The organism is Mesorhizobium sp. M4B.F.Ca.ET.089.01.1.1, from assembly GCF_004022605.1.
GTDB lineage: Bacteria > Pseudomonadota > Alphaproteobacteria > Rhizobiales > Rhizobiaceae > Mesorhizobium > Mesorhizobium abyssinicae.
The window spans coordinates 1-1,030 of sequence record NZ_RZOS01000918.1 but is presented as its reverse complement, the minus strand read 5'-3'; the positions used below and the strand labels follow the sequence as shown (position 1 = coordinate 1,030).

At 64.2% G+C, this 1,030-nt stretch carries 1 protein-coding gene and 1 pseudogene; one reads left to right on the top strand and one right to left on the bottom strand.

Annotated features, from left to right (window positions below):
* The coding region (locus EN780_RS35020; protein WP_128276525.1) for an aminotransferase class III-fold pyridoxal phosphate-dependent enzyme at positions 1–241 on the bottom strand (241 nt) is incomplete at its 3' end.
* A gap of 260 nt (positions 242–501) precedes the next feature.
* Here EN780_RS35020 and EN780_RS35015 point away from each other — a divergent pair.
* A pseudogene (locus tag EN780_RS35015) lies at positions 502–1,030 on the top strand (biotin/lipoyl-binding protein); the annotation flags it as partial.

The window sequence follows — 1,030 nt, the reverse complement described above, 5'->3', positions numbered from 1 at the left end:
GACAGACCTGGTGGCAGGTGTGAGTGAAGCGATCGAGCTGCGCCTTGACCGCCTCGATCACCTTGGGGTGGCGGTGGCCGGTGTTGACGACGGCGATGCCGGACGCGAAGTCGATGTAGCGGCGTCCCTCGACATCCCAGATTTCCGAGTTCTCGGCGCGATCGGCATAGATCTGCGTGGTCATGCCGACGCCGCGCGAGATCGACTGGTTCTTGCGTTCGGAAATGGCTGAATTTTTCATCTCATCCCTCATCGGGCCATCCCTCGTCGAGACTGGGCCCGTTCTCGTTTGATGCCATTGGCACCCGTTCTCGCCTTATTTAGGGTTTTCCTCAAGTCGGCACCATCGCCGGGCAATTGGGCCTGCTCGGCACGGTCGCTTGAACATAGCCGGTTCGCCCCTGCGCGCAGGACAGAGGTTTTCTTTTTTCGGAGATCGACTATCCTCGCGATTGTCCGCGGCGCCTGCCGTAGGGAGCGGCCCGCGCGGTTGAGGGAACCATGAGCAGGAACGCGACGCCTTCCGTCCGGCCGCTTCCGGTCAACGCCTTAAAACTGTTGTCTTTTCCTGGTTCCACGATGCTCGCCTGCGCCTTGGCGGCGCTGTCGCTCGCTGGGTGTCAGAAGCAGGAGGCAGCGGCAAAGAAATTGCCGATCATGGTGCGCGCCGAAACGGTCAGGATCGCCGACTACGCGCCACGGACCTCGCTGACCGGCGTGATCGCCGCGCGCACGCTGAACAACCTGTCTTTCCGGGTCGGCGGCCGGATCGCCGAGCGGCTCGTCGACGTCGGCCAGCATGTCGACAAGGACGCGGTGCTGGCCCGCATCGATCCGCAGGAGCAGGAATCCGACCTGCGCTCGGCGCAGGCCGATCTCGATGCCGCGCAGGCGCAGTTGACGCAGGCCGCCGCCGCCTTCGAGCGCCAGAAAACCTTGCTTGGCCAGGGTTTCACGACGCGGCGCGACTATGACACGGCCGATCAGACGCTGAAGGTGGCGCAAGGCAGCGTCGATGCCGCGCAGAGCG